This window comes from Leisingera aquimarina DSM 24565, from assembly GCF_000473165.1.
In the GTDB taxonomy this organism is placed as follows: Bacteria; Pseudomonadota; Alphaproteobacteria; order Rhodobacterales; family Rhodobacteraceae; genus Leisingera; species Leisingera aquimarina.
In genome coordinates this window covers 3,653,230-3,676,202 of the sequence record NZ_KI421504.1, presented here as the reverse complement: position 1 = coordinate 3,676,202, position 22,973 = coordinate 3,653,230, and the positions used below count along the sequence as shown (strand labels likewise).

Genomic DNA, 22,973 nt, shown 5'->3' with positions numbered 1-22,973 from the left:
CAAACAGAACACCCCATGCATTGGGGGAACGGGGAGGAGATTTATGGGATTTTCCGGAGTCGCAGACCGCGACGCGCTGCAGAATGAAATGCCGTGGGAGGTGCGGGATCTGCCGGCCACGCTGTACGGGCTGCTGTCACGCACGGCGGGCAAGTACCCGAACAGCAAGGCGGTCAGCTATCAGATTTTTTCCGGCCCCCAGGACAAGGCGGAAACCCTGACCTGGAGCACGCTGAAGGATCAGGTGAGCCAGGCGGCAAATATGTTCCGCGCTCTGGGGATCGGAGAGCAGGATGTGGTCGCCTATGTGCTGCCAAACTGCCACGAGACGCTGGTCACCATGCTGGGCGGTGCTGTGGCGGGGATTGTGAACCCGATTAACCCGTTGCTGGAGCCAGAACAGATCGCCTCGATCCTGCGCGAGACCAAGGCCAAGGTGGTGGTGACCCTGCGACCGTTTCCCAAGACGGATGTGGCCCAGAAGGTGGCCGAGGCGGTGCGCCACGCACCGGGTGTCAACACGGTGCTGGAAGTGGATCTGAACCGCTATCTGACACCGCCCAAGTCCTGGATCGTGCCGTTGGTCCGGCCCAAATTGGATAATCAGGCCAAGGCGGCCCATGCGGATTACCTGAATTTCTCCAAGGAGATGGCGAAACAGCCCGCCACACTGAATTTCCCAGACTGCGACGGCGACCGGGTTGCCTGCTATTTCCACACCGGCGGCACTACCGGTATGCCTAAGGTGGCGCAGCATAAATATTCGGGGCTGATCTATAATGGCTGGCTGGGGGACACACTGCTGTTCACCGAAGAAGACAATATCATGTGCCCGCTGCCGTTGTTCCATGTCTTTGCGGTGCATGTGATCATGATGGCGGCGGTGTCCTCTGGCGCGCATGTGGTGTTCCCGACGCCGCAGGGCTACCGGGGCGAGGGGGTGTTCGACAACTTCTGGAAGCTGATCGAACGATGGAAGATTACCTTTATCATCACCGTTCCCACGGCGGTTTCAGCGCTGATGCAGCGGGAAGTGGACGCTGACATTTCCTCGGTGAAGACTGCGTTTTCCGGCTCGGCCCCCATGCCGATGGAGCTGTTCAAGCGGTTTGAGGCGGCTTCGGGTGTGACCATTGTCGAGGGTTATGGCTTGACCGAGGCGACCTGCCTGGTTTCCTGCAACCCTCCGGGCGGTGAAAAGAAGGTTGGCTCGGTTGGGATCCCGCTCCCCTATACGGACGTGCGGATCATCAAGCAGACCGCGGATGGCCCGCTGGAATGCGGTGCCGATGAGGTGGGGGAAATCTGCATTTCCAACCCCGGCGTTTACCCTGGCAACACCTATACCGAAGCTGACAAAAACGCAGACCTCTATTATCAGAACAAATACTTGCGCACCGGCGACCTGGGGCGGATCGACGAAGATGGCTACCTGTGGATCACCGGGCGCGCCAAGGATCTGATCATCCGCGGCGGCCACAACATCGACCCGGCGGAGATCGAAGAAGCTCTGTTGGGGCATGAAGCGGTGGCATTTGCCGGTGCAATCGGCCAGCCGGATGCCCATTCGGGCGAGCTGCCATGCGCCTTTGTTGAACTGGTGGGCGGCGCCTCGGTCAGCGAGGAGGAACTTCTGGAATACTGCAAGATCCATGTGCATGAACGCGCGGCGATCCCCAAGCATCTGACGGTGCTGGATGAGCTGCCGAAAACCGCCGTGGGCAAAGTGTTCAAGCCGGATCTGCGCAAACATGCGATCACCCGTGTTTACAACGGTTCGCTGGAAAAGGCCGGACTGGCCGCGCGGGTTGTCAGCGTGATTGATGACAAGAAGCGCGGTCTGGTGGCTCAGGTGGCGGCCAATGGCAGTGCGGAGCCTGAAATCTCCGGTGTTCTGGATAATTTCACCCGGCCCTGGGAGCCGGCGGCGGCCTGAACCGGCCGGCAAACGTGAGATAAAGGGCGCCCTCAGGGGCGCTTTTTCATTCAGGCATTCCATTTGCGGGAATCTCTGCCTAGGCTCTGAAAACAGGCACGCAGGGAGGCTCGCGGATGGATTATGAACGGCTGATCGACGAGGAGACCTGGGACTTCATTCAGAAGACCGGGGAGCTTTATCCCGATGATGCCGTTGAGATGTCCATTGAGGAGCAGCGCCGGATCTACGATTGCATGGCACGCGAGTTCCGGGTGCCGCGTCCGGATGTGGTCTCGGTCACGGACACCTCGGCCAATGGTGTGCCGGTCCGGGTCTATACCGCAGGCGATCCGACCCGCACGGTGCTGTTCTGCCATGGCGGCGGGTTTGTGGTTGGCGGCTTGGACAGCCACGACGATGTCTGCGCCGAGATCTGCGCCCAGACCGGTTACCGGGTGGTGGCCGTGGATTACCGCCTGGCACCTGAACACAAGCACCCGGCCAGTTTCGAGGATGCCTGGACCGCTTTGGAATGGGTGGAGGCCGCTTACGGCAAGGGCATTATCCTGACGGGCGACAGCGCCGGTGCGAATCTTTGCGCTGCGGTTGCCCACCATGCCCGGAACCGGACGGAGGCGATCCTGGGGCAGGTGCTGATCTATGGCGCCTTTGGCGGCGATGTGAACCAGGGGTCCTATATCGAACACGCCCAGGCACCGATGCTGACCCGCGAGGATGTGCTGTTTTACCTGGATATCCGCACCGAAGGCGAGGCGCCAAAGGATGATCCGCTTTTAACGCCGCTTGCCGACAGCGATTTTGCCGGCCTGCCGCCGACTGTGCTGGTGACGGCTGATTGCGACCCGGTGCGCGACGACTCCCGCGATTACCGCGACCGCATTCAGAAAGCAGGCGGCAAGGCGCATTGGATCAACGAGCCGGGCCTGATTCACGGATACCTGCGCGCGCGCCACACTGTGGGCCGGGCGCGCGACAGTTTTGAGCGGATCTCAGTTGCGGTTGAGGCGCTGGGGCAGGGGATCTGGGGCTACGATGACTAGCTGCCCTAGCCGGCAACCTCGCGGCATTGCTCCTGAACCAGCGATGTATTCAGCCAGCCACCGCTGATAGCTTGCCAATCCGGGCCGGAGGTTGTGACATAGGTCCAGCTGCCAACCGGGATGTGCGAATAGCTGACATAATCCCCGGCAACGATCTGACCGACCAGCGGTGCATCCGGGCGGTGTCCAGCCCGCAGGCCGGTCACCGGACCCAGCCAGCCCAGGCAGGCGCTTTCGAATTCATCCCGCACAGGCAAGTCCCACAGCTGGTATCTGAGGAACAGATCGTCCAGATCCAGATAGGTCTGATTGTTGTTCACCCGGCAGCCAAACCGTGCCTCCATTTCCTTGACCAGTGCCACCATCCGTTCGGAATGCGGCGGCAGGGATACGGATTTTCCTATGCAATCGCCGTTGTTGAACACCGCCCGGCCCAGCGGCGAGCCGAAACAATACCCGGCCCGGTCGATAACAGCGTTCCTGGTGAACCAAAGGTCGTGGCAGGCATCGCTGGCCAGTACCGGGGACGCCAGCAGGCACAGCGCGGCAGCAAAAGATTTCATGGCAATCGTTCCTGACGAATGAAAACGGCGGCTGAGGGCTATTCTAGCACACAACCGCCGAATTCGCGTTATCTCAGGAATGGTTCCGCCTTCATGGTGTCAGCAAGGGGGGCGCCAAGCCGCCTGAGGATGGTGGGAGCCAGCTGGCGCTGGTCGATCACCTCGCCATGGTCGGGGCCGTCTGCCTCGCCGAAGTAATAGAGCGCGGTTTCCTGCTGCAGCGGCCCGCGGCCGCCATGATGGCCGCGTTCGTCCTGGCCGTGGTCGGCGGTGACGATCACCTCGTACCCCAGGTCACGCCAGCGGGTGATGAAGGGGGCCAGCATCTCGTCCATCACGAAACAGGCGTGGTCCATCTCCTGGCAGTCGTGGAAATAGCGGTGGCCCATGCTGTCCAGCGTGCAGGTGTGCAGCATGCCGTAGTCGAGGCCAAAGCGCAGGCAGAGGTTGGTCAGCGTGCCGAACAGATCGACATCCGACGGGGTCATCTGGTTGTCCTTGCCGTAGCCGGTCATGGAATGAAAACGGCCATGGTTGATGGTCTTGCTTTCCGGCTCGTCATATTCGATGTCGCGGACGTAGTCGAAGGGATGGCGGTTGAAGAAGGAAGACCAGTAGCTGTGCGCCACGGCACCGGTCACACGGCCTGCTTCGCGCACCTGGCTGAACACGTCCTTTTCCTTCAGCCGGAACACATTGGCATTGCCGGTGCAGCCATGGATCGCGGGTGCCACACCGGTATGGATCGAGGCATAGCAGCTGGCCGAAATTGACGGCAGCACAGCGCGCAGCTTCCAGACGCGGGCATCGCCGCTCTCGACCCAGCCTTCCAGATTCCCGAACAGGCGGCGGAAATTGCGCCAGGGCACGCCGTCCAGAATGATGAGCAGGAGTTTGTTGTCCATTCGCCGAATCCCTTTTTTCGCGCAGACCTCGGTGCCGTATCATCGTGAAGGTTTCTTGAATTGCCATTCAAAAAACGAAAAGATGGTCAGAAACCGGCATTCCGGCGGGATGTTCCCTTGCTTTACCGGCGAGGCGCCGGGCGGGGCTTAGAATGCTGTAGCAAGGACATAGAAACCGGCAAGCAGCAGAAGCCCGCCAGTGGTAGAGGCAAACAGGCGCGGGTTACGGACATGTTTTTCCGCCAGCACATATAGCGCAAGCCCGGCAATCCAGTAGAGGTTCATGATGCCGCCGGCAAACAGCAGCAGCATCAAAGCCCAGCAGCAACCCAGGCAAAAAACGCCGTGATGGGCGCCCATCAGTACAGCACCATCCAAACCTGTGCGGTTATGCGCGGTCAGAAATTGTACCGGCATACGGCAATGAAGTAGGCAGGCGTGCTTGTAGGGGGTAAACTGATAGGCGCCCGCCGCCAGCAACAACGCACCGCCAAGCGCGCGGCTGCTGAGCGACATCATGGGACCATCAGAAAGGCCCCACGATTCCAGCCACCATTGCAGGCCGGTGGCGATAATTGAAAAAACGGCCCAAGCTAGCAGATAACCGCTGAGGAATGCCAAACTCAGCAGCGGCGCCTGGTGCGGCCGGGAGCCGGCCTTTTTGATGGCCGTGTAGAGCAACAGCACAGGTGCCGCACTGGGGGTCATCATGGCGACCATCATGATCCACCACATCAGGAAGATCAGCGCGGTATAGGCTGGTGTCCAGGCACTGCCCGCGCCCATCTGCATTGGCTTGCCGATCGGACGGGCCATCCGCGTCATCTCTACCGCGGTCATGTCCATGCCGATGCCGAAGACAGTGTAGACCACGCTCAGCAGCACAATCAGGGCCACGGCACCCAGCACCACCGCCTGGTCGCGGCGGGCCAGCCGTTCCGCCACCCCCTTTGTGTGCTGCATCGGTGCCATGGCGGTGTCAGGCCGCGCGCTCAACGCCTCTGCCGGTCAGATGCAGATCGGCGATATGGGCATGGGTTCCGCTGTTCTTGTCCAGGCTGATCGCTGCATTGCGTGTCACGGTCGCGCCGCTGGCCATGGCTGCCTCGGCGAATTCGAACCCTTTCGGCAGCGCGATGCTGATGAAATGCGGATCCCCCGAGACGATGTTGGGGATCGGCTGCACGTTGGTTTCCGCGTAATCGCCGGCCTTGGCCGATCCGATGCCGGTTTCGCTATCGTAATCCAATGAGATCGCGGCACTTAGCGTTTCATGCTTGGTAGGGCTCATCAGGCTGAACACATAGAACATGGTGGCGAATTCATCGGTGTCTTCACCTGTCATGATCGCCTCCAGCGCGGCCCGCTGATCTGCAGTGGCGCGTTCGTCGATGATCATCTGCATCTGGCCGTTGCCTTCGTGCACGGCACCTGGCCATTTGTAGATCACTGCCGCATACAGCCCGTCGAGCTGGACATTGCCGTAATGCCCCGTGTCGATGCGGTAGGTCAGCATGGCCTCGCAGGTGCCGTCCGTGGGCAGTTGCGAGAACTGGCACGGGCATCCCGGATTGCAATTGCAATTGCCGATTTCCTGTCCGTGAATGGCCCAATCTGTCATAGCAGTCCCTCCAGCCTGATGCAGTCAAAACAAAACTGCCTGATGACTTCAGGTTGGCCTGCAAAGCAAAACAGCTGCACTCAGAAACAAAACACTTATTGGCGGCTGAACCCGCCGCATTTCCCCGTCCCGATAAAATATCACAAAACCGTATGAAGCAGAAAAGAAAATGCCCCCGCCCGGAACCGGGCAGGGGCGTATTGCATCGCAAAAGGCTGCCGGATCAGTTTCCGGCGCTTTCCATCTTGCGGTTGGCAATCACCTCTTCCAGCCAGCCCAGCTTCATCTCGGGGACAGAGCTCAGCAGCAGGTCGGTGTAATCGTCAAACGGCGGGCTCAGCACCTTGGACTTGCCGCCGTAACGCTGCACCTTGCCCTGGTACATCACCGCGATGTTGTCCGAGATGGCGCGCACCGTCGCCAGGTCGTGGGTGATGAACAGATAGGCCACGTCCTCGATCTTCTGCAGGTCCAAGAGCAGCTTCAGGATGCCGTCTGCCACCAGCGGGTCCAGCGCCGAGGTGACCTCGTCGCAGATGATCATCTTGGGCTTGGCCGCCAGCGAGCGGGCGATGCAGACACGCTGCTTCTGGCCGCCCGACAGCTCTGCCGGATAGCGGTCCATGAACTTCTCGCCCAGCTCGATCTCGTCCAGCAGCTCGATGATCCGCTTCTTCTTCTCGGCGCCGCGCATGCCAAAGTAGAATTCCAGCGGGCGGCCGATGATGGTTCCGACGGTCTGGCGCGGGTTCATCGCGACATCTGCCATCTGGTAGATCATCTGCAGCTCGCGCAGATCCTCGCGGCTGCGCCCCTTGAGGTCGCCTGACAACGTGCGGCCGGCAAATTCGATCTCGCCTTCGCGCGGGGGCAGAAGCCCGGTGATGACGCGGGCGAGGGTGGATTTGCCAGAGCCGGATTCACCCACCACAGCCAGCGTCTGGCCGGGATAGAGATCAACATTGACATTGTGCAGCACGTCGAACTGGGTGCCTTTGTAACGTGCAGTGATATTGCGCACGCTCAGCACAGGGTCCGGCGTCGGGGCTTTTTCTTCATGCTCGATGGAGCGGACCGAGACCAGCGCCTGGGTGTACTCCTCCTGCGGGTTGTTGATGATCTGGTCGACGCTGCCGTATTCAACGGTATTGCCCATCTTCAGCACCATGATGTCGTCGCTCACCTGGGCCACAACCGCTAGATCGTGGGTGATGTAGAGCGCGGCAACACCAGTGTCACGGATCGCTTCCTTGATCGCCATCAGAACGTCGATCTGGGTGGTCACGTCCAGTGCTGTGGTCGGTTCGTCGAACACCACCAGATCCGGCTCCGGACACAGCGCCAGCGCGGTCATGCAGCGCTGCAGCTGGCCGCCCGACACCTGATGCGGGTAGCGTTCGCCGATGTTGTCCGGGTCCGGCAGGCCCAGTTTGGCAAACAACACCCGTGCCCGAGCTTCGGCATCCTTGCGGGAGAACTTCTTTTGCTCCACCGCCGCCTCGACCACCTGATCCATGATCTTCTTGGCCGGGTTGAAGGAGGCCGCCGCCGATTGCGAAACATAGGTCACTTCGCCGCCGCGCAGGGAGCGCACATCGCGTTGGCCAGTCTTCAGGATGTCGCGCCCGTTGACCCAGACTTCGCCGCCGGTGATCTGCACGCCGCCGCGGCCATAGGCCATGGACGCCAGACCGATGGTGGATTTACCCGCCCCGGATTCGCCGATCAGACCCAGCACCTTGCCGGGCGCGAGGTCAAAGCTGACCCCGTGCACGATTTCGATGTCGCGGGGACGTTCCCCGGGCGGGTAGATGGTCGCGCCGATTTTCAGGTCGCGGACTTTCAACAGAGTATCGCTCATCCGCGGCCTCCTTTCAGCGAGGTTGTCCGGTTCAGCACCCAGTCAGCCACCAGGTTGACCGAGATTGCCAGGGTGGCGATGGCAAAGGCCGGGATCAGGGCCGCAGGAATGCCGTAGACAATGCCGTCCTTGTTTTCTTTCACGATGCCGCCCCAGTCAGCCGCGGGCGGCTGAACGCCGAGACCCAGGAAGGACAGGGTGGAGACGAACAGCACCGCAAAGATGAACCGCAGGCCCATTTCGGCCACCAGCGGTGACAGCGCGTTGGGCAGGATTTCGCGGAAGATGATCCAGGAGGTCTTCTCGCCTCGTAGACGCGCGGCCTCGACGTAGTCCATCACCTCGATGTCGACCGCAACCGCGCGCGCCAGCCGGTAAACCCGGGTCGAGTCCAGCAGGCCCATCACCACGATCAGGGTGGGAATGGTCACCGGCATGACCGACAGCACCACGAGCGCAAAGATCAGCGTCGGGATCGACATGAGCAGGTCGACAAACCGCGACATCGCCTGATCCAGCCAGCCGCCGGCCTCGGCGGCGATAAAGCCCAGAATGGAGCCGGTGGTGAAAGACAGCATGGTTGCTGCGGTGGCAATGAAGATCGTGGTCTGGCCGCCGTAGATCATCCGGGTCAGCAGATCGCGGCCGATGTTGTCGGTGCCCAGCAGAAAGTCGGCGCTGGCAGGCTCCCAGACGTCACCGACCACTTCGCCCACCCCGTAAGGGGCCAGCAGCGGCGCAAAGATCGCGCCGAGAAAGTACAGGGCCGTGAAGAACAGCCCGATGAGTGCGGAAATGGGGATATTCTTCATTTCGGATGCCTCAGGCGCGGGTTGCTCAGAATTGCGACGATATCGGCAATCATGTTGAGGCCGATATAGACAGCGGCAAAGATCAGGCCGCAGGCCTGCACCACAGGCACGTCCCGCTTGGACACATGGTCCACCAGATACTGGCCCATGCCGGGGTAGACAAACACCACCTCGATCACCACGACGCCGACCACCAGATAGGCGAGATTCAGCATCACCACGTTGACGATAGGGGCAATCGCGTTGGGGAAGGCATGGCGGTAGATCACCTGAAAGGCATTGAGGCCCTTCAGCTCGGCGGTCTCAATATAGGCCGACTGCATCACGTTCAGGATCGCCGCACGGGTCATGCGCATCATATGCGCCAGAACCACCAGGGTCAGCACGGCGATGGGCAGGGCGATGGCGTTGAGTTTTTCGAACAGGCTCATGTTGTCGTTGATCATCGCCACCGACGGGAACCAGCGCAGCTGCACCGCGATGAGATACATCAGCACGTAGCCGATCAGAAATTCGGGAATGGAGATCGAGGCGAGGGTGACGCCAGAGATCAGCTTGTCGGGCCAGCGGTCCTTGAAGCGGACGGCGAGCAGGCCCAGGAAGATGGCCAGCGGCACCGCCACCACGGCAGCCCAGAAGGCGAGGAACAGGGTGTTCCAGAAGCGGCTGGCGAGGGCTTCGGAAATATCCTGGCCGCTGGTGAGCGCGGTGCCTAGGTCGCCCTGAATGGCACCGAACAGCCAGGCGAAATAACGCTGCACGGGCGGATCGTTGACGCCAAGCTCAGCCCTCAGGTTGGCAAGCGCTTCCGGGGTTGCCGATTGGCCCAGAATCGACTGGGCGACATCGCCGGGCAGCACCATCGTACCCGCGAAGATCACCACTGAAATGAGCAGAAGAAGGAGAAGGCTCAGCGCGATGCGCTGAGCCAAGAGTTTGAAAATAGGCGACATTTAGGCTTTAACCCACAGCTTGCTGGCGGCATAGCCATTCATCAGGACCTGGCCCGGGATGCCTTCGACCCAGCCGTCCACATTGTCGGTGGTTGCCTCGACAAAGTCGTTGAACATCGGGCAGATCAGGCCGCCTTCGTCGCGCAGGATCGTCGACATGTCGGCATACATCTGGGTCCGCTTGGCGACGTCCAGTTCGCCGCGTGCAGCAACCAGAATCTGGTCGAACTGCTCGTTGTTGAAGCGGGTGTCGTTCCAGTCCGCGGTAGACAGATAGGCGGTCGTGAACATCTGGTCCTGGGTCGGACGGCCACCCCAGTAGCTGGTGCAGAAGGGCTTGTTGTTCCAGACTTCCGACCAGTAGCCGTCGTTCGGCTCGCGCTTGACGTCCAGCTTGATGCCGGCGCTGTTAAGCGACTGCTGGAACAGGGCAGACGCATCTGGCGCGCCCGGGAAGGAGTTGTCCGAGGTGCGCAGCAGGATGCCGCCGTCATGGCCGGACTTCTTCAGATGGAACATTGCCTTGTCCGGGTCGAACTGGCGCTGCTCCAGCTCAGTGTACATCGGATAGGAGGCGTTGATCGGCGTATCGTTGCCCACGGTGCCATAGCCGTTCAGGATCTTGTCCACCATTTCCTGGCGGTTGATGCCGTACTTCAGCGCCATGCGCAGGTCGTTGTTGTCGAACGGTGCCGTGTTGCAGTGCATGATGAACACATAGTGGCCGGCAGCAGAGGTCGAGTGCACCGTAATGTTCGGCGCGCGGTCGACCAGTTTCGCGGTGCGCGGGGGCACCCGGTCGATCACGTCCACCTGGCCGGACTGCAGGGCAGCGACACGGGCGGTGTCATCGTTGATGACAATGATTTCAACGGTATCCGCATTGCCCAGATCGCCCCAGTAGTTCGGGTTCTTCTCGGCCACGAAGCGCACGCCCATGTCGGAGGACTTCATGATGTAAGGGCCGGTGCCGATGGCCGCCGCGGGATCGTCATTGCCACCACCCGGCTGGATGATCAGGTGATAGTCTGCCAGCAGATAGGGCAGGTCGGCGTTCGGGCTGTCGAGCTCGAAGACAACGCTGTCGCCATCTGCACGCACGTCCTTGATGCCGCGCATGATCCCCAGAGCTCCGGACTTGGTGTCCTCGCCGCTGTGGCGTTCCATGGTCTTGACCACGTCTTCAGTGGTGACGTTCTGACCGTTCGAGTAGGTCACGCCCTGGCGCAGCTTGAAGGTCCAGGTACGGGCGTCCGCCGAGGCCTCATAGCTTTCGGCAAGCTTGCCTTCGATGCCGCCATCGTCGGCCAGTTCGACTAATGTCTCACCCCACAGGCGGGTGACCATCAGGCCAACGGTGTTGGTGACCAGTGCCGGATCCAGGCTGTCGGTGGTGGAACCGCCCTGCAGGCCCAGGCGGATAGTGCCGCCTTTTTGCGGGCCGGCCGCCTTGGCGGCGCTGGACAGCAGCAGGTTGGCGGAGACGGCGGTAAAGCCCAGTGCGGCGGCTTTGCCCAGGAAGTCACGGCGCGACAGTTTGCCTGCCACAGCCTGACTGGCCAGATGCTTCATATGATTGTTCATTGATTTCTCCCGATTGATTGCGGTGCTGCAAGCACCCGTTTTTTGATTGGTGGTTCAAGATTTGCGCATTTGCTGCCACCTCGCAAGCGTTATTCGCGAAACCCTTGGCAGGGGGAAACGAGGACCTGTGAGGCTATTGCAGGGGGCGTCGCCTTTTTCAAGTAAGGTGCCGTTTTTAGAGGTAATGCCGCTTGTAAATCAAAAAAGCATCCGGAATGCGACAAGAAATTTTTGTGCCTCGGAATGACGGAATTTTTATGAATCTGCCACGATGGGGCAAGAGGTCCGGTTCGAATTTGGAAAGAATCGATGCTTTGAGGTCCAAAAACGTCTTCCGCACCGCAAAAGGACAAGTCCTGGCCTTTTTCTACGATGAGTGACGGAGCCACCTGGGGAAAACCCCGAGGCCGGTTTGCCGCACGCCGGATGGCAGCGTCCCGGCGCTGGGTCAGACCTGCTCTGTGTCCATCCAGACAGTGACCGGGCCGTCATTCAGCAGCCGGACTTTCATGTCGGCACCGAACTGTCCTTTTGCAATTTCCACACCTAGCCGGGGCAGTTGTTCTGCAAAGTATTCATACAGCCGTTCGCCTTCTGCAGGGGCGGCGGCGGCGGAAAACCCGGGCCGGTTGCCGCGGCGGGTGTCGGCCGCCAAGGTGAATTGGCTGACCACCAGTGCACTGCCGCCGGTATCCAGAACCGACCGGTTCATCTTGCCGGCCGCGTCTTTGAAAATCCTGAGCTTGGAGATTTTGACGGCCAGCTGATCCGCCTGTGCTTCGTTGTCGCCTTCCATGGCGCAGATCAGGATCAGCAGGCCGGGTCCGATTTCACCGATGGTCTTGCCTTCAACGGTGACCGAGGCCTCACTGACCCGCTGGATAAGTGCGCGCATGTCCGTTCCCCCTTTAACCTGCCCAGAAACCTGCCCAGACCGGCCGGGCTTTGGCCGGCAGGTCTGTAACACCTTTAGTTCTTTTGCCTGGCACAGGCGAGACTGGCGGCTGAAAATTTCCGGTGCACGACCCGGTCTTGCGCCGGATCAAAGCGGTGACGCGGTGACGGAGATACAATGGGACGCAGCTAGAAAGGAGGCTGAACAATGGTTGAAAAGACCGAACATGGCGGTTTCTGGCCGTCGCTTTACGATCCTTTCCGCAGCTTCGGTGCCCGGCTCGCCGACTGGCTTACCCCGGCAACCGAAGCATCCTCGGGCAAGGAGGCTTATGACATCGCGATGGAGCTTCCGGGCGTCGCGCTGGCGGATGTGGAACTGACTGTGGACAGTGGCGTGCTGACGATCCGCGGCGAGAAAAAGACACAAACGGAGAAGCAAGGCGACACTTGGTACTTCAGCGAGCGCCAATACGGCGCGTTCCGCCGGTCGTTCCGGCTGCCGGAGGATGCGGACGGGCAGGCGGCCTCTGCCCGGATGGAGGACGGTGTGCTGCATATCGCAGTGCCGAAGAAGGCTCTGGAACAGCCTGAAACCACCCGCAGGATCGAGATCAGCAAGGGCTGACAGGGAGGCCGGTCTTGGTTCTGGCTCAGATCCGGGGAAAGGAACCAGCCGGTTCAGGAAGGGGACGGCAGCGTCCCCTTCCGCTTTGAAGGGTTACTGCTGGCCGGCCAGCAGGGCGATGCCAGCGCCGATGGCCAGAGCCAGAAGCACGGCAAAGGCAATTTTCCAGGCTGAATAGGGCCGTTCGCCCTGTACGCGGCCGGACTGACCGTTCACCACAAACCGGTAGGTCTTTCCGCGGTACCTGTAGGCCGCGAGCCAGACTGGCAGCAGGATATGCTTGAAAGTCACATCTGAAACCTGAGTGTCGATGTTGCCGATCCGCTGCCGGTCACCGCCAATATCAAAGCGCACATCGCGCTCAATCACCCGGTCCATCTTCTGGCCCGCCTCGGCAAAGCCGGTTTCCAGATCCACCGTGTAAGCCTCGGCCCGGAAACCCGCCAGATACTGCGGCTGGTAAGGTTCCAGCTGAGACAGATCCCAGGGCTCCAGTGCTTCGGTATAGCGTTTGGGCAGGCTGTTGGAGGCCAGCACCAGCACATCGTCGAAGAACCGCTGCAACCGGCCAGACACCGGCGTCCAGCGCACCTTGGACACCTGCCGGGTCTTGGTTTCGCCATCCTGCTGGTAGGTTTCGGTCACGTAATAAACCGTGCCGCGCTGACCGGAGTAGCGGCTGCGGGTCTGGGCGTCATAGGTCCAGTAGGGCACATAGATCCCCTGCATCCGCCGCCCCTTGCGGGCGTATTCCCTCAGGCCGCCCGGGGCAAACCACAGACCGCCCAGCCAGTCGGTCATTGCCTTGTGCGCGGCGCGCTCGGGCACTGCGAAGGGCAGCACGCCCTTGGGTTTGATGTGGCGGTTTGCACCCGTACCGGTGACAACAGGCGTGGCGCAGAACGGGCATTCCCTGGCATGGGTGTCCGGGTCGAACTCCACCTGCGCCGCGCAATTGGCGCAGGTGGAAACGCGGGTCACTTCGATCTCCGCCTCTGGCAGCCGGTCTGCGGCGGCCGCGCGGAAGTCCAGCTCCTGAAGCGCAGTCCCTTTCCACGGCCCGCTGTGGATGCTTTCGGAATGCCCGCAGTGGCTGCAGGTCAGGGTGCCCGCGGCCGGGTCATAGGTGTAATCCGCACCGCATTGTTCACAAGGGAAGCGATGAGTTTCTTCCTCGGCGGCGGGCATGGTTTCAGCGGGCGGCGGCGGGGGCATCGTCACTTGCGGCAACCTGTCAGGTAAGGAGTCAGAGTATGGGGCCGGCAGCAAAACGCTTGGGGTTGCTGCCTCGGCGCGGTGTTAACCGGCAGGCGGCGGCGGGGGGGGCGGCGGCAGGATAGTGAAGAGCTGCGCCAGTTCCATCACGTCGCCAGCCCGCTTCCAGCCATCCTGGCCAGGGGTCCAGACATGGCTCTCCCGTGTCAGCGTGCCGTCCTGCGCCATCCGTCCCATTCTTGCTTTTGAGTAGGGGCCGGAGGTCTGCCCGTCTGCGGCAATGTGCCAGACATGCTCGACCGGCGGCGGGGGCGGGGCAACAGGTGCGGCCTGCGGAGCTGCGGCAGGCGCTGCCAGTGCCGCTGCAGCGGGGGCGGGGCGGGCGCCCCAAGGGCCTGCGGGCTGACCCGCTGCTCCGTTGCCGAACTGATTGCCCATCTGCTGCGCCATCGCCAATCCCATGCCCATTCCCATGCCGGCGCCCATGCCGCTGTTCGGGGTCTGCGCTGCTGCCGTCATCGCTTCGGCAGCTGAGAACTGGGTGTAGCGGCCAAGATCGCCCAGCACCCCCATCTGGGTGCGCTTGTCCATCGCCTCCTCCACCGCGGGCGGCAGCGAGATGTTTTCGATGTACAGCTCAGGGATCGACAGGCCGTATTCGGCGATTGTTCCAGAGATTTCTGCCGCCACCAGCTTGCCCAGGTCCGCGGTATTGGCGGCCATGTCCAGCACCGGAATGCCGGAGCCAGCGACCACGCGGGAGAACTCCTGCACGATGATGTTACGGACTTGATAGGAAATCTCGTCCATGGTGAATTCACCATCGGTGCCGACGATCTCGGTCAGGAAGCGCGCCGGGTCCGCGACGCGCACGGTATAGGTGCCAAAGGCGCGCAGCCGCACCGGGCCGAATTCCGGGTCGCGGCAGATGATCGGGTTCTTGGTGCCCCATTTCAGATCGCTGAAGCGGGTGGTGTCGACAAAATAAACTTCCGACTTGAACGGCGACTGAAACGCGTGGTCCCAATGCTGCAGCGTCGTCATCACCGGCATGTTGTTGGTCTCAAGCATGTACAGACCGGGCGTGAACACATCCGCCAGCTGGCCTTCATGCACAAACACTGCGGCTTGGCCCTCTCGCACTGTCAGCTTGGCGCCATATTTGATCTCATGGCCCTCGCGCTCAAACCGCCAGACCATGGTGTCATGCGTGCCGTCCACCCAATGGATGACGTCAATGAATTCGCCTTTGAGAAAATCGAAAATTCCCATCTGTCAGGTCCTCTTTCTTTGGCGGCCTACAGTTCCTGGCCCATCGCCTCGCGGGCGAGAATGCGGATGATAGGGCGGGCGTTTTCGGCGCTCATCCCCGTTTTCAGTCTTGGATCATACAGCATCTGCAGCAGTTTTTCGTCAAAGCTGGTCAGCAGCGCAAATTCGTCGTCGTCGTTAAAGATCGAAGGCCGCGCCCGCGGGCTGTCATTCCTAAGGCCAAGTCCTTGCGCCACTTCCTCATGCACACAGCTTTTGCGCACCAGACCGGGGTGCTCGGCCCGGATCAGCGCCACGCCGCGGGTGTAGGACAGCGGATCGCTTTGCGGACCGCCGGCAACAACAAGGCAGTAGTAGCTGCGGGGCGGGGCGGCCAGCAGCGACAGGTCCCGGGCGCTGATCGCGGGCAGCAGTTCGCGCACCCGCTCGGCGACAAAAGCGCTGTCATCAAGGCTGGCAAAGATCACGTGGAAGTTTGCCCGGGACGCCACAGTGCTGACCGGATGGCTGGTGATCCGGGCCAGCCGTGCGGCATAAGCTGTGACCGTTTCCCTGTCCGCCACCCGCTGGGCTGCGGGCACCGAGGGGCCGAATTCGGCGCTGATCCGCACCGGCCCGGCCCAACGGCCCAAGCCGCCGGAAATGCCGGATCCGCCGTATTCGTCATAAAACGCCAGTGCCTCAAAACTTTTTGCCAGATCCTCGGCATCATAAGGCGTGTCCGGCCCGCCGCCATCAGTGCGCAGCAGTCCGCGGGTCAGCAGGTCTCGCTGCAATGCGTTATAGTAATAGGCCAGCTGGGCACTGTCGGCAGAGGGTTTGTAGACCGCCGGAGCCACCACCGCCGGGCGGGCTTGCGGTACAAGCGATTCAGGCTGGGCATAAGGCAGGCAAGCAGACATGGCAGCCAGCCCGGCCAGGGCTGCTGTGCTTTTCCAGACGGCTTTCGTTGCCTGCACGCCTGCCACTCCGTTCAGGTCGGCACAGCGGTGCCGGCGGTGTCGCCTACCCCGTCGCGGCGCGACTTGGCAGAGGCCAGCGTGTCGCGCAACTCGGCTTCCATCTTCTGCAGATCGGCCTCGGCAGCGGCGCGTTTGGCCTTGCCCTCGTCAGCAATGCGCAAGCTGTCCTGAATGGTGCCGATCAGATCGGCATTGGCCTGCTTCACCGCCTCGATGTCAAACACGCCGCGCTCCATCTCCTGACGGATCATCTCGTTTGACTGGCGCAGGTTGGCGGCGTTGGATTTGAGCAATTCGTTGGTCAGGTCATTGGCATCACGCACCGCTGCCGCCGCTTGGGCTGAACGCTGGATGGTCAGCGCCTGGGCCAGCTGGGTCTCCCACAGGGGCACGGTGTTCACCAGGGTCGAGTTGATCTTGGTGACCAGCGATTTGTCGTTCTCCTGCACCAGCCGGATTGAGGGCAGCGACTGCATAGTGACCTGACGGGTCAGTTTCAGGTCATGCACCCGGCGTTCCAGATCATCGCGGGCCGCGCGCAGATCGCGTAGCTCCTGCGCCTTCATCACCTGGTCGCCTTCAGGTGCTGCCTGCACTTCGGCTTCCTTGGCGGGGATATCGTCGGCATCCAGCTTGGCCAGCATGGCCTCGCCCGCGGCGATGTACAGCGCCAGCTCGTCATAAAAGCTCAGCGTCTTCTCGTAGAGCATATCGAGCGATTTGATGTCCTTCAGCAGGGTGTGTTCGTGTCCCAGCAGGTCATCGGTGACCTTGTCGATCTGCCCCTGCACGGTTTCATACCGCGCGGTGAACTTGGCAAAGGGCGCAGCCTTGCCCAGCAGCCGCTCCCAGAACGTCGGCTTGCGGCGAACGTCCAGCTCGGAAACCGAGAAACCGCGGATGGTGGTCACGATATTGCGCAGGCTGTCGCCCGCAGGCCCCACGTCCTTGTTGCGCACATCGGCCAGCATTGCCTGGCTGATCGTCTGCAGTTCGCTTTGCGCGGCCGAGCCGAAATGGATGATCGAATTGGTGTCGGCCATGTCGATCTGATCCATCCGCACCCGGATCGCCTCGCCGGTGGGGGCGTCGGCTTGCTCCAGCGGCTGTATCTCTCCGGCGGGTTCAGGCAGTTCGATCGCCGTGACCTCGTTGACCAGGGCCTCGGCTTGGGCGGCTTTCTGTTGCACGGCTTCGGACATGAACGGCTTCCTCGCTAATCAGTTTTGGTCCAGATGGACCCCTTCACGCTGCAAACGGTCACGCAGCACATCAATTTGAATAGTCAGATCCGCACGGTCCTCCACCAGCATCTTGCGGGTGCGTGCGGCAAAATTCTGTTCCAGATCGTCCAGCAGGGCCATGTAATCGGCGCGGGCCTGGGTGTCCTGGCTGCGGGTATAGATATCGGCGAATTTCACCGTCGCATCGCGGGCGCCTTGTAAATACACGGTAAGATACTTGCGCGCTGCAGTCAGGTCGCGGGGATCTTCCTCCACCGTGCGGAACAGGTCGCGGGCCACGGTTTGAAACTGCTCCACCCGGGCTTCGATCTTGCGGTCGCGGGCGCGCAGGGCGGCGTCTTTCATTGCAGCAAGGCTCGCTTCAGCCTCGTCCACTGCGCGGGCCACGCGGGACTGCTGGAATTCATCGATGCCCTCGGCGCCCTTGTCCTGCAGGGGGTCGATCCCGAATGCGGCAATGTGCAGCCCAAGTGTTGCGGCGCCATAGATAGCTGCGGTCAGGACGCCGGGTTCGGCCTTCCACGCTGCCAGCACCGCGCCTGTGCCTGCCAGCAAGGCCGCCAGGATCTTGCGGGGGAGGGCGGGTTTGCGGGCCACTTTGCGCGCAGCAAAGGCCGCCTCGGCCTTCAGCCCTTCGCGCAGCAGGAAGGCTCCGCCGGTCCACAGGCCTGCGCCAACTAGTCCCAGCGCCAGCCCGGTTGCACCGTCATTCAAAGACAAAAGCGTCAGGATCGCAGGCGGCACGAACATAAAGTTGGCGCGTATGCCAACAGGGTCTACTTGCGCATTGCGAAAGGATTGCGCGGGTTCCGAGGGCTGCTGCGCGGATTTTCCAACGGGGCTGTATTTGCCGCCATATCGCTGTGCCATGAGATCAGCCCCCTGCAATCCAGCCGGTGCTGAGGCCCAGCATCAGGATTAATAGGGCAGCATAGGCAAGTTTCTGCACGCAGGTCCCCCCCCAGAACGGCCAGCAAAGATTAACTGATTGGAAATCTAGGGGATAGCTGGCGGTGTTGCTAGGGGGAAGTCTGCGGGAAATGGCTCAGCGGCGGGGATTCTTGCCGACCGGACGCTTGCCGACGCCGCGCGGGGCGGTGTCGCTGCCGCGGGATGCTGGCGGCTTGCCAGAGGGTTTGCCCGGTCTTCCTTGCGCCTTTTGCCCGGGCTTTCCGCCCGGTTTGCCCATTGGTCTTCCTGCCGGTTTACCGCCAGGCTTGCCGCCGCGGGAGCGGGTCGGCCGGCCGGCCGGCTTTTCCTCCTCCGGCTCCAGCCCCAACTGATCGCGCACCACACGCGAGCGCAATTCTTCTACCTCGCCAGGTTTCAGCTCGCCCAGTTGGAACGGGCCATAAGACACCCGCAGCAGCCGGTTCACGTTGAAACCGATATCCTCCATCGCGCGGCGGATCTCGCGGTTCTTGCCTTCACGCAGGCCCACGGTCAGCCAGGCATTGGCGCCTTGCTGGCGGTCCAAGGCAACGGTCATCGGCTGAAACCGTTCGCCCTCGATCACCAGGCCTTTGCGCAGAGTGGCAAAATCCTCGTCCTTGGGGCGGCCGTTGATCCGCACCCGGTAACGGCGCAGCCAGCCGGTCGAGGGCAATTCCAGCTTGCGCTTGATGCCGCCATCATTGGTCAGCAGCAGCAGGCCTTCAGAATTGATGTCAAGCCGCCCGACCGTCATCACCCGCGGCATGTCTTCGGGCAGCTCGTCAAAGATCGTCGTGCGCCCCTTTTCGTCGCTGTTCGAGGTTACCAGGCCGATAGGCTTGTAATACAGCCACATCCGCGGCGCCTCGGCCTCGGGCAGGGGCTTGCCATCGACGCTGATCCGGTCCGCGGCGGTCACGTTCAGCGCCGGGCTGTCGATCTTCTCGCCGTTCACCGACACGCGGCCCTCGGCGATCATGCGCTCGGCCTCCCGGCGCGAGGCGACGCCTGCGCGCGACAAAACCTTGGCGATGCGGTCGCCCTCGGGCGAGGCGCCGGCATCGGGCGCTGCAGCTGCAGCTTTGCGGGGCTGGGGTTTCGGGCCGGGTTTGCCCTTGGGGGATGCGGGTGTTTTGCTCATGTGCGTGCCATAGAGCATTCCGCTGCCTTGCGAAAGCGCGCAATCGCGGGCAGGAAGGGGCATGGCATTCAAATCGCATATGGACAAGGCGCTGGAGCAGGCGCGTAAAGCGGCAGACCGCGGCGAGGTGCCGGTCGGCGCCGTTCTGATCGCGCCGGATGGGCAGGTCGCCGCCCTGGCGGGCAATCGCACCCGCGAGCTGAACGATCCCACCGCCCATGCCGAAATCCTGACCATCCGGGAGGCCTGTGCGAGCTTGGGCAGCGAACGGCTCGGTGGCTATGACCTCTATGTGACGCTGGAACCCTGCGCCATGTGCGCCGCCGCCATTGCCGCCGCCCGCATCCGCCGGGTTTACTATGGCGCCTCCGATCCCAAGTCGGGCGGCGTGGCGCATGGCGCCTGCGTCTTCTCCCATCCGCAGGCGCACCACGCGCCTGAAGTTTATGACGGCATCGCCGAAGGCGAAGCCAGCGCATTGCTTAAGGACTTTTTCGCGGAAAAACGCTGAGCGGGTGCCTATGATCTTCCGCCGGTATTCTAGTGGTTGCAGAATTAGGTCATTTGCCCTAGAGAGTGGTATAGGTCATTTGTCCTAGGGGGTTGGATGACGCAGGAAACAACCAAAGACCGGATTGCAGAAGCCGCCGATCAGCTGTTCTATGAACGCGGGTTCGAGGCAACGTCATTCGCGGATATCGCTGCTTCAGTTGGCATCTCGCGCGGCAATTTCTACTATCATTTCAAGACCAAGGACGATATTCTTGAAGCGGTGATCGCGCGCCGCATGGCCAGTACCCGCGCCATGCTGAACGAGTGGCAGGCGGAGGGCAGCAGCCCCGAGCAGCGGATTGCCTGCTTTATTCGCATCCTTATCGCCAATCAGGCCAAGATCACCCTCTACGGCTGCCCGGTCGGCACGCTGGTGGCGGAGCTGGGCAAACTGGATCACGCCGTCCGGGATAAGGCCAATGCCATCTTCACCCTGTTCCGTGACTGGCTGTGCCACCAATTTGAGGAGTTGGGCTGCGGTGAAGGGGCGGACGCCCTGGCCATACACCTGCTTGCCCGCAGCCAGGGGGCGGCAACGCTGGCACAGGCGTTTGGCGACGTGGAATTCATCAATAGGGAAGTGGCGCTGATGCTGGATTGGCTCCGGGATCAACTGCCAGGGGATCAGCCCGCCTAACACTCATCACAGGAGACACGCATGTATTTTATTTTGCTTTCATTCGCGGCGCAGAAGGACCGCCTGGCCGAGTTCCTGGAGGGCCACAAGGCCTGGCTGCAACAGGGGTTCGAGGACGGGGTGTTCCTTGCTGCCGGGTCAATGACCGATGGCGAAGGCGGCGCGATCCTCGCCGTGGGCGAAGGCGAAGAGGAACTGGCCGCCCGCGTCGCGCGGGATCCTTTTGTGACCGGCGGCGTGGTGGAACCGGAAATCATCGGCGTGGCGCCCACCATGATGGACCCCAGGCTTGATTTCCTGCGGGGCGGGGAATGAGTCCTATCTTCACTGCCGCCGACGGTCTTCCCCGCTGCGCCTGGAGCGCTACGGCCCCGGATTTCCTGCGCTATCACGACGAAGAATGGGGCTATCCCGTCGGCGACGACATCCGCCTGTTCGAGAAGGTCTGCCTGGAAAGCTTCCAGTCCGGCCTCAGCTGGCGGACCATTCTGGACAAGCGCGAGAACTTCCGCGCTGCTTTTGCCGGTTTTGATTTCTATGAGATGGCCAAATTCGGCGCAGCGGATGTGGAGCGCCTGCTTCAGGACAAGGGTATCATCCGCCACCGTGGCAAAATTGAAGCGGTGATCAGCAATGCGGCCCGTGCCCAGGAGCTGGTGGTTGAGGCCGGCTCGCTTGCGGCGTTTTTCTGGAGCTTTGAACCAAAGGTGGAAGACCTGCCGGAACCGCAGACGGCCTCAACCAGCCCGGACTCGGTGGCGTTGTCCAAGGCGTTGAAGAAACGCGGCTGGAAATTTGTCGGCCCCACCACGGCCTTTGCCTTCATGCAGGCAATGGGATTGATCAATGACCACGCCCGCGGCTGTATCTGCCGCGAGAAGGCGGCAGAGGCGCGCAAGACCTTTACAGCACCACGGCTGGAGGCATCTGGCTGAAAACCTATGAGTGAAGCGCAACCGCGCCGGGCCATGAGGCCCGGCGCCTGGCCCAACGGGCGCCGATCTGCCTTGCTGATCCTGCGCCGGGCGGGAGTGCTCAGGTGCGCCCCAAGGCGGCTACAGCTCGATCGCCTTCATTACCTCCGGTTCAATGACCTCAACACCTGGCAGCTCTTCGATCAGGTCTGATGCGTCCTGCTCCAGGACCGGGAAGCTTTTGTAGTGGCAGGGGATCACTGTCTTGAAGTTGAAATAGCGCTTGGCCGCATAGGCAGTTTGTTTCATGTCCATGGTGAAATGCCCGCCCGCAGACAGGATGCCGATATCGGGTTTGTAGTAATCCCCCATCCAGTCCATGTCTGCCATGATCGCGGTATCGCCGGACAGGTATACTGTCTTGCCCTCTGCCATCAGCATGTATCCGACCTCAGACCCGCCGGTGCGCAAGCCGTCCTGCGTGTTGAAGGTTGAGCTGTGCGAGGCGGGCACCATTGCAACCTTCACCCCGTCCAGATCCACCGTGCCGCCTTTGTTGAAGCCCACGGTCTCCACCCCTTCGGTTTCGCCCCACAGCCCCATCAGGTCGTATTGCCCGATCACCGGCGCCTCCAGCCTTTTTGCCAGCGGCAGCACATCCACCACATGGTCGAAATGCACATGGGTCAGCAGGATATGGGTGGCACCCGCAATTGCGGCGTCATGCTGATCCTCCGGTAAAACCGGATTGCCGCTGAGCCAAGGGTCCACCAGCAGCACCTGGCCGCCTGTTTCGATGCGGAATGAGCCGTGGCCCAGCCAAATGATCTTCATCGGTTTTTTCCTCCCATTGCCCTTGCCGGGAGCCTAGCAGGCTGAGGGCGAAAAGGAATGCGGACGTGCCGGCAAGTTTTCCCTGCAGGCTCGATTGCCGGGCAGCCGCACCTTGCAGGCTTGCAGGCGGCGCAGCGCAGCGGTAAATGCCTATCCAACACCAGATGAGGGTTCCCATGTCGATTGACCAAAGCACCGCCGCCAAGGTGGCCAAACTGGCCCGGATCAAGGTTGAGGACGCAGCACTTCCGGCGCTGGCAGACGAGTTCAACACTATCCTGGGCTTCATTGAGCAGCTGAACGAAGTGGATGTTGAGGGCGTTGAGCCGATGACCTCGGTCACGCCGCAGCGTCTGAAACGGCGGGTGGATGAAGTCACTGACGGCAGCCAGCAGGACAAAGTGCTGGCCAATGCACCCGATGCCCGCGAAGGCTTCTTCGCAGTGCCCAAAGTCGTGGAGTAAGAGAC

General features: G+C 61.7%; 24 protein-coding genes. 8 read left to right on the top strand and 16 right to left on the bottom strand.

Features of this window, described 5'->3' with window-relative positions; all coding sequences use genetic code 11:
* Positions 1–43 precede the first annotated feature (43 nt).
* Entirely contained in the window at positions 44–1,936 is a 1,893-nt protein-coding gene (locus AQUI_RS0122420; RefSeq protein WP_027259525.1) for an acyl-CoA synthetase, read from the top strand.
* 116 nt (positions 1,937–2,052) lie between these two features.
* Entirely contained in the window at positions 2,053–2,979 is a 927-nt protein-coding gene (locus AQUI_RS0122415) for an alpha/beta hydrolase (RefSeq protein WP_027259524.1), read from the top strand.
* A 5-nt stretch (positions 2,980–2,984) separates the two neighbouring features.
* Here the strand turns inward: AQUI_RS0122415 and AQUI_RS0122410 are convergent, their stop codons facing one another.
* The 9 genes from AQUI_RS0122410 to dtd form a co-directional block, all read right to left on the bottom strand.
* Positions 2,985–3,542 (bottom strand): DUF4453 domain-containing protein, encoded by a 558-nt coding sequence (locus AQUI_RS0122410; protein ID WP_027259523.1) that lies wholly within the window; start codon positions 3,540–3,542, stop codon positions 2,985–2,987.
* A 68-nt stretch (positions 3,543–3,610) separates the two neighbouring features.
* Positions 3,611–4,447 carry an alkaline phosphatase family protein gene (locus tag AQUI_RS0122405; RefSeq protein ID WP_027259522.1) on the bottom strand — a complete coding sequence of 279 codons (837 nt, stop codon included), beginning with the start codon at positions 4,445–4,447 and terminating at the stop codon, positions 3,611–3,613.
* A 147-nt stretch (positions 4,448–4,594) separates the two neighbouring features.
* Positions 4,595–5,419, bottom strand: coding sequence for a DUF2182 domain-containing protein (locus tag AQUI_RS0122400; protein WP_027259521.1), 825 nt, complete (start codon positions 5,417–5,419; stop codon positions 4,595–4,597).
* A 7-nt stretch (positions 5,420–5,426) separates the two neighbouring features.
* Positions 5,427–6,068 carry a DUF1326 domain-containing protein gene (locus tag AQUI_RS0122395; protein ID WP_027259520.1) on the bottom strand — a complete coding sequence of 214 codons (642 nt, stop codon included), beginning with the start codon at positions 6,066–6,068 and terminating at the stop codon, positions 5,427–5,429.
* Between the two features lie 223 nt (positions 6,069–6,291).
* Positions 6,292–7,929, bottom strand: coding sequence for an ABC transporter ATP-binding protein (locus tag AQUI_RS0122390; RefSeq protein WP_027259519.1), 1,638 nt, complete (start codon positions 7,927–7,929; stop codon positions 6,292–6,294).
* A complete protein-coding gene (locus AQUI_RS0122385; RefSeq protein WP_027259518.1) occupies positions 7,926–8,741 on the bottom strand; it encodes an ABC transporter permease in 816 nt (271 codons plus the stop codon). Before AQUI_RS0122385 ends, AQUI_RS0122390 begins: the two co-directional genes overlap by 4 nt.
* Positions 8,738–9,694, bottom strand: a complete 957-nt coding sequence (locus AQUI_RS0122380; protein WP_027259517.1) for an ABC transporter permease — start codon at positions 9,692–9,694, stop codon at positions 8,738–8,740. Before AQUI_RS0122380 ends, AQUI_RS0122385 begins: the two co-directional genes overlap by 4 nt.
* Complete coding sequence (locus tag AQUI_RS0122375) at positions 9,695–11,278, bottom strand: ABC transporter substrate-binding protein (RefSeq protein ID WP_027259516.1); 1,584 nt, start codon at positions 11,276–11,278, stop codon at positions 9,695–9,697.
* 448 nt (positions 11,279–11,726) lie between these two features.
* Positions 11,727–12,173: a D-aminoacyl-tRNA deacylase gene (gene dtd, locus AQUI_RS0122370; RefSeq protein ID WP_027259515.1), complete on the bottom strand. Its 447-nt coding sequence runs from the start codon at positions 12,171–12,173 to the stop codon at positions 11,727–11,729.
* A 207-nt stretch (positions 12,174–12,380) separates the two neighbouring features.
* Between dtd and AQUI_RS0122365 the strand changes: the two genes are divergently transcribed.
* Positions 12,381–12,800 (top strand): Hsp20/alpha crystallin family protein, encoded by a 420-nt coding sequence (locus AQUI_RS0122365; protein ID WP_027259514.1) that lies wholly within the window; start codon positions 12,381–12,383, stop codon positions 12,798–12,800.
* A gap of 93 nt (positions 12,801–12,893) precedes the next feature.
* Here the strand turns inward: AQUI_RS0122365 and AQUI_RS0122360 are convergent, their stop codons facing one another.
* The 6 genes from AQUI_RS0122360 to AQUI_RS0122335 form a co-directional block, all read right to left on the bottom strand.
* On the bottom strand, positions 12,894–14,015 hold the full coding sequence (locus tag AQUI_RS0122360) for a TFIIB-type zinc finger domain-containing protein (protein WP_051371960.1): 1,122 nt from the start codon (positions 14,013–14,015) through the stop codon (positions 12,894–12,896).
* An 84-nt stretch (positions 14,016–14,099) separates the two neighbouring features.
* Complete coding sequence (locus AQUI_RS0122355; protein ID WP_027259512.1) at positions 14,100–15,287, bottom strand: SPFH domain-containing protein; 1,188 nt, start codon at positions 15,285–15,287, stop codon at positions 14,100–14,102.
* Positions 15,288–15,313: 26 nt separating this feature from the next.
* Positions 15,314–16,189 (bottom strand): DUF2927 domain-containing protein, encoded by an 876-nt coding sequence (locus AQUI_RS0122350; RefSeq protein ID WP_035920441.1) that lies wholly within the window; start codon positions 16,187–16,189, stop codon positions 15,314–15,316.
* Positions 16,190–16,260: 71 nt separating this feature from the next.
* On the bottom strand, positions 16,261–17,451 hold the full coding sequence (locus tag AQUI_RS0122345) for a toxic anion resistance protein (RefSeq protein WP_027259510.1): 1,191 nt from the start codon (positions 17,449–17,451) through the stop codon (positions 16,261–16,263).
* Between the two features lie 18 nt (positions 17,452–17,469).
* Positions 17,470–18,363: a 5-bromo-4-chloroindolyl phosphate hydrolysis family protein gene (locus AQUI_RS0122340; RefSeq protein ID WP_027259509.1), complete on the bottom strand. Its 894-nt coding sequence runs from the start codon at positions 18,361–18,363 to the stop codon at positions 17,470–17,472.
* Between the two features lie 175 nt (positions 18,364–18,538).
* Positions 18,539–19,567, bottom strand: coding sequence for a pseudouridine synthase (locus AQUI_RS0122335; RefSeq protein ID WP_027259508.1), 1,029 nt, complete (start codon positions 19,565–19,567; stop codon positions 18,539–18,541).
* A 61-nt stretch (positions 19,568–19,628) separates the two neighbouring features.
* On the opposite strand from AQUI_RS0122335, the gene AQUI_RS0122330 reads away from it, so the two are divergent.
* The 4 genes from AQUI_RS0122330 (at position 19,629) to AQUI_RS0122315 (ending at position 21,691) form a co-directional block, all read left to right on the top strand.
* Complete coding sequence (locus AQUI_RS0122330) at positions 19,629–20,078, top strand: nucleoside deaminase (protein WP_027259507.1); 450 nt, start codon at positions 19,629–19,631, stop codon at positions 20,076–20,078.
* Between the two features lie 96 nt (positions 20,079–20,174).
* On the top strand, positions 20,175–20,756 hold the full coding sequence (locus AQUI_RS0122325; protein WP_027259506.1) for a TetR/AcrR family transcriptional regulator: 582 nt from the start codon (positions 20,175–20,177) through the stop codon (positions 20,754–20,756).
* Positions 20,757–20,777: 21 nt separating this feature from the next.
* The gene (locus AQUI_RS0122320; RefSeq protein WP_027259505.1) at positions 20,778–21,071 is read left to right on the top strand and encodes a YciI family protein; all 294 of its coding nucleotides are present in this window, start codon (positions 20,778–20,780) and stop codon (positions 21,069–21,071) included.
* Positions 21,068–21,691 carry a DNA-3-methyladenine glycosylase I gene (locus AQUI_RS0122315; RefSeq protein ID WP_027259504.1) on the top strand — a complete coding sequence of 208 codons (624 nt, stop codon included), beginning with the start codon at positions 21,068–21,070 and terminating at the stop codon, positions 21,689–21,691. Before AQUI_RS0122320 ends, AQUI_RS0122315 begins: the two co-directional genes overlap by 4 nt.
* Positions 21,692–21,811: 120 nt before the next feature.
* Here AQUI_RS0122315 and AQUI_RS0122310 read toward each other — a convergent pair whose 3' ends face one another.
* Complete coding sequence (locus tag AQUI_RS0122310) at positions 21,812–22,504, bottom strand: metal-dependent hydrolase (RefSeq protein ID WP_027259503.1); 693 nt, start codon at positions 22,502–22,504, stop codon at positions 21,812–21,814.
* Positions 22,505–22,680: 176 nt separating this feature from the next.
* Here AQUI_RS0122310 and gatC point away from each other — a divergent pair, with 176 nt between their 5' ends.
* A complete protein-coding gene (gatC, locus tag AQUI_RS0122305) occupies positions 22,681–22,968 on the top strand; it encodes an Asp-tRNA(Asn)/Glu-tRNA(Gln) amidotransferase subunit GatC (protein WP_027259502.1) in 288 nt (95 codons plus the stop codon).
* The last annotated feature ends 5 nt before the right edge of the window (positions 22,969–22,973 follow it).